This window comes from Capnocytophaga catalasegens (genome assembly GCF_026005215.1).
Taxonomy (GTDB): Bacteria; Bacteroidota; Bacteroidia; order Flavobacteriales; family Flavobacteriaceae; genus Capnocytophaga; species Capnocytophaga catalasegens.
In genome coordinates this window covers 1-5,476 of record NZ_BPMA01000060.1, presented here as the reverse complement: position 1 = coordinate 5,476, position 5,476 = coordinate 1, and the positions used below count along the sequence as shown (strand labels likewise).

5 protein-coding genes are annotated in these 5,476 nt (G+C 29.0%); all 5 read right to left on the bottom strand.

Annotated elements, in window-relative coordinates; all coding sequences use genetic code 11:
• Nucleotides 1–227, bottom strand: a 227-nt coding sequence (locus OO775_RS12430) for a hypothetical protein (protein WP_264847528.1), incomplete at its 3' end; no start/stop codon positions are given.
• 153 nt (nucleotides 228–380) lie between these two features.
• Nucleotides 381–1,367 (bottom strand): SH3 domain-containing protein, encoded by a 987-nt coding sequence (locus OO775_RS12425; protein WP_264847527.1) that lies wholly within the window; start codon nucleotides 1,365–1,367, stop codon nucleotides 381–383.
• A gap of 62 nt (nucleotides 1,368–1,429) precedes the next feature.
• On the bottom strand, nucleotides 1,430–2,800 hold the full coding sequence (locus OO775_RS12420; protein WP_264847526.1) for a L,D-transpeptidase: 1,371 nt from the start codon (nucleotides 2,798–2,800) through the stop codon (nucleotides 1,430–1,432).
• Between the two features lie 34 nt (nucleotides 2,801–2,834).
• Complete coding sequence (locus OO775_RS12415; RefSeq protein ID WP_264847525.1) at nucleotides 2,835–4,046, bottom strand: hypothetical protein; 1,212 nt, start codon at nucleotides 4,044–4,046, stop codon at nucleotides 2,835–2,837.
• A gap of 13 nt (nucleotides 4,047–4,059) precedes the next feature.
• A partial coding sequence (locus OO775_RS12410) for a TIGR02594 family protein (RefSeq protein ID WP_264847524.1) occupies nucleotides 4,060–5,476 on the bottom strand: 1,417 nt, incomplete at its 5' end.

The following is a 5,476-nucleotide window of genomic DNA, read 5'->3' as shown; positions in this document are numbered from 1 at the left end:
CCGTTAAAAATATTTTTTACACCAGATTTATAATCAGGGGCTGTTGCATAAGCTCCTATCCTTCCTTTATCTTGCAAACCAGTCAAAAAATCATCAATAGTTTTTGAATCATCAAGTACTGCTTCATAGGCATAATGAAAGTTTTTCTCTAGTAAACTTAAATACCCTTCAAATCCTTTTTCAACAGTTGAAAAGTTAGCAAAATTATCCATATGTAGCTCTTTCATATATTTTGTATAGGTATCGGCTACAGTTTTTAAAGTTTTTTCTTCTACTTTTGGGAAAAGCTCTCTTAGTTGTGCTACAACATCTTGGGGAAGAATGTCCTTCTTTTTCTCCGACTTGTTATTTCCTCATGTTATCACTTGTACTTCAATTATTCATCTTTTTGAGCTCTTTTTTATTACTAATCTTAAACGACTTTTATGAACATACCCTTTTCTATTATTCGAAGATTCAACAAGCCACCAATCTCCTTTATCATCTAAAACTTCTACATTTTCTCCGGATAAAATCGTTCCTAAGATTTTTGAAGAAGATGATTTTCCTTCACGTAAATTAGCATATCCATCACTATCATACACTTCATATCTATTTTTTATTATATAATTTTCAAACATTGGGTAATTGTTTTTTTCAAAATATTTTCTTTCTTCTGTGGTTAAGGATGTTAAAATTTTTTCATTAATATAATCATATATATTGTAATATACTGCTATTTTCTCTTTCCATCCTGTATTAAAAGAGGGAGAATAAAAAACTTCTATAGCACTCTGTTTTTTAATACTATTTTTTAATTTTATTAATGAAAAAAGTTCAACTTGTTTTTCGCTTATCAGAAGCATATTATTTCCATCTTGTTTGATTTCTCCTAAATTGTTTTTAATGGTTTTTTCTTTTGTAAAAAAAGTATTTGGTAAAGAATTGTTGATGTATTCAACAATTGAAGAATCTCCATACTTATAAGCATTTTTAATAAAAAAAGAAGGTTTGTATAAAAACAACTGGTATAGATATACACTATAATCTTCCAAATAATATCCCAATAGTCCATCTTTAAAAATATTATTCAAAATATCATATAATATACTTTCATCTTTTTGTTGAATACAAACTAACAATAACTTTATAAAAAAAACTTGAGCATATTCTTCTTTTTCAAATTGTTGTTCTTTTAAAAAGTTAAAAAAATCTATACAGAATTCTTTTTTTTGAAAAGAATTTAATTTTAGATCTTCAATATAGATACCTTTGTATTTGTATTGTTTTAACTCTATATTCTTTATGAAAGATTCTGAAATATTTATACCTTCAATAAGACTTGTATTACTCATAATATTTTTTTGTTTATTTTCTTCTGTACCCATTACACATCTTAAAACAAGAGATAAAATGATGGAAATAGATATTTTATAATAGATCATACGTTTTATTTTTTTACAATTACTTTTCCTGCTTTTACTGTTGGATTATGTTTTTTAAACTCAACCCACCAATCATAAAGTCTCTTAGCATCAGAATCCCAAACTCTTATACATCCCTGTGTTCTCTTTAAAGTTGGATTACTTGTGCCTTCTTGTCTTCCTCCGTGTATTCTAATTGCTGAACGTCCACTCCTATCTGCTTCATCTCCTTTCCCTTTTATAGGTTCAAAAACAAGTCTAGGATTAGGTCCATAAGAATCGATGTTTGTAGAATTTGAAGAAATAAAAGTTCCTGTATTACTAATTTGATATGTCCCAAATGGAGTATCAGAATTTTTTATTAATCTATTTTCTCCTCCTATTCCTTCTAACAAACAATCTGTAATAGACAAAACGATAGAATTATTATGGTCAAATATATCTATTTTGCCTCTTCTACAATTTTTCCTTTTTGGAGTCCTTTCAGAGTGTGTACACTCTTCTCCAGTATACTGCTCTGTAATAACTACATTCCAAGTATTAGGTTCAAAAGATAAGTTATTTTCTTCAAAACAATTGCAATTAAAAGTTTTTGCTTTATGTTTTTTACCTTCTTCAAAAATATGTGAAATACTTTTTTCTATTTCCCAAATATACGTTTTTCCTTCTCCTTCATAATTTGTTTCTCCTCCCTCATACCATCTCTTTTTTTCTTCATATATTTCAGAAACTTTTATTTTTTTTCCATTAGACCTAGTAATTTCTATATTTTTTAACAATTCTCCTTCGCATAAAAAGAGAGGATTTTTTCTATATCCAAATCGTCTAGATTTACTTAAATCTGTTGGTTTTCCATTCTTATACACTAAGGGATATTGATTATCAAAAACAACAAAATCTTTTTGATTCCCTTTTCCTACATCTACTGGCATAAGAATAGACAAGTAAAAATCTGTTAAAGAATTTATCTTATCTTTATTTTTTTCTAAATATTTTTCTACATAATCTAACTGTTCAATATCATTCATTTTTAACAGCTTCTCTTGTGTAGTTCCAATTGCTTTTGCAGCATCTTTTCCAAATTGAATCAATCCTACATAACTACTTCCTTTACCTGCTGTAGGAGAAAAAGTGGTTCCTGTTTCTAAGGCCATTCCTGCCATTAGTAAATTGGGGTCTTTCCCTAATCTTTTTGCTATCTCTACTACTTTTTTTCTAAACTCACAACTCACTTTATTTCCCCATATCAAATCATATTGTTTACATAGACATTTGCAACCTTCTTCTAAATGTACTCTTTTAACTTTTCCTTTTGCAACCTTTATTGCACTAACATTTTCAACTATGTCGTTTAATTTCTTTTCATAATATAGTACCAAGTGATTGGCGAGATTCATATAGGCTCCTTTCTCCTTTGTTAGAAGAAGTCAATCATTCATCTTTATGTTGCGCTCTCCATTCTTTTTCTGATAAAGGGTGATAACCAGGACCACAAGAACCTTCATATTCACATTCTGTTACATAATACTCATCGTAGTCTGCCTTGTCCCACCACTCTTTAAATTTGGGAAGGTTAAAGTATTTGTTTTTAATCAAAATATCTACTTGAGAATCTCTAAGAAAATACCGAAGTCTTCCCATCATTTGATATGGACTATTATCTGTATATTTATATTGTTCCCCAAAGTAAGTTATGTTTGCTAATATCTTTATTCGTTGTTCTTCTGTTAATTCTTCTTTCTTGCTCTGTTCTTCATCGCCTAAATAATTGATATAACCTTTTATATCTTCTAAAATTTGATAGGCAGTTTTAACATTGTATAGCTTTTGTAAGACTTTAAAAGTGTTTGAATGCAAATTTATAGAGCCATCACAGTTCTTTACCCAAAATAAACTGCCATAATCTTCTGGACGATTTTTATCGTAATGCGTTTTCTTTATAACCCACTCCAATAATTCAAGGTCTTGCGTATATCCAAACTTCTTTACTAAACTCTCCATAAAAAAAGCATCTTTCTTGATAAGCCAATCAAAGGAATCCCTGTTATCATTAAACAAATATTTGTTGCGATGAAGCAAAAAAGGAGGAATTGTTATTGAAAGAGAATTGTCAGAATTAATTTTTAGTAATTTTTTCAGAGGAATTGGCTCTCCAAATATTTTGTATTTTCTATCAAAAAACAAATTTTGTAATTCAAAATAAAACTTACTGCTTTCCAATGTCTCTTTTTTTTCATCTAACAATGATTGGTAATAAACATAATATCTTGTTCCTATATTGCCATACGTCAAGTTACATTTTTTATTACCATTTTTATATTTGAAAATATTTATCAATTTGTTTTGAAAAAGATTTTCATCAATATCTTCAAAACCACTTTCTTTAAGTCCTTCGTAAAGTATCTGCATTTGTAAGTCTAAGTCCTCTGTTGTAAACTCATAAGGATTTTCGAATTCTTGTTCTTCAGTATCAATCATAGATTGAAGAACAATATGTTTTTTTATTTTTTCTATATCAAACATCTCTTTTTTAATTGTTTCTTTTGTTTGTGGCATTTTTTTGTCTCTGTCTTTATTTTGCCCATCTTGGCAGGAAAAAATAATTAATCCTGTCGCAACCAAGTAAATATATATTTTTTTCATATATTACGGAATTTTAATTTGTTTTACCTTTTGATTTATCAACTTTTATATTATGTTTTTCATTTACAACATCTTCATTTTCATATATATCCAATTCATTCAGTTTATCCACTTCTGTGGGTTCATAGTCTGCAGGAATATAAAATCCGTATAGCTTTTTTAATTTACTTTTACTAGTATATTCTCCATATTCATCAAATCTTATCGTATCGTCTTGGTTTCCTCCTAATAAAATATATTTTCCACTCTTTGTTTTACCACACAAAAAACCTGTGTGCCCTTTCCATTTCGTATTATGTTTATAGACCACTATGCAACCATAGATAGGTTCTTCAATTTTTTTATACTTTTCTTTACTATTCAAAGGAGCTAAAGAAGAAGCAGATTTAGCGTGTAAATAAGGCTTACCTGTAGAAGTGTTTTTTGTTTGCCCTATACACCAATTCATAAACGCAGCACACCAAGGTCCATTCTCTCCGTCTGTGGGTTCATAAGAATTACCACAATATTGCAAAAATTTCTTTGCTTCTCCATACATAGGCTCTTTACTTTCTTCACATCCTCCCATCTCTTTTGCTTTTTGTATAGCCACATTCATCCAAGGAGCTCTTCCTAAATCACTTTCTTCTGTCTCATTACAAACATTTTTGTCATATTTAAACCATTTCTTTAATTTTTCTAAATTCTCTTTCCTTTTCTGATAATGTAATGTTTTAGGATAATCATCTTTTGATTTAGGTAAATAACCTTGTAGTATCCTCGCTATTAAGAAAAAGAATGTCTCTTCGTCTTCTTTCATAAGTAAGGCTACCTCATTTAGGTTTTTCCCTAATCCTTTTTTAAATTTTTCCCTTTTCCATTTGTAAGCATCTACTCTCTTTTCATAATCTGTTTGAGTTTCATCACTTTTTTTCTTAGGGTGACCCCAAGTAGGAACTGTCTTCTTTTTCCAAACAAATCCACCACTATCTACTACTAAATAAATATTTCTTGCAACCAAATCAGGATTTTTAACAACATCATATTTCCCGCCTAATTCTTTTTTATATTCTTCATATATTGTAGGTTTTGAACCATCCCCTGTAAGTTGTAAAAGACCTCTTCCTTTGTAATAATATTGACTAGAAGCTGTATTTCCTGCTATTTCTCCCGCTGTCCTAAAAAATCCTGTTTCAACACTTGTCATAGCAAGAAAAGCTATTTTTTGTATACATTCATTTATACCATACTTTCTAAACATATTATTAAGCTCCAAAGTAAGCCTTTCATATGATTTATCATCTACATTACAATTTTCAAGATCCCAAATTTTATCCGTACCATTGATTGTTTTTACAAGACTTTTCACTTCTTCTACTGTAAAATCACGATTACAATAGCACGTTTTATGTTTCTTCTCCTCCAACTCAACTCTTTCAACTTTTCCTATA

What these genes read in the sequence shown, in the direction of transcription:
- OO775_RS12425 (WP_264847527.1), bottom strand. Translation starts at nt 1,367, where the DNA reads ATGGGTACAGAAGAAAATAAACAAAAAAATATTATGAGTAATACAAGT.
- OO775_RS12420 (WP_264847526.1), bottom strand. Translation starts at nt 2,800, where the DNA reads ATGAATCTCGCCAATCACTTGGTACTATATTATGAAAAGAAATTAAAC.
- OO775_RS12415 (WP_264847525.1), bottom strand. Translation starts at nt 4,046, where the DNA reads ATGAAAAAAATATATATTTACTTGGTTGCGACAGGATTAATTATTTTT.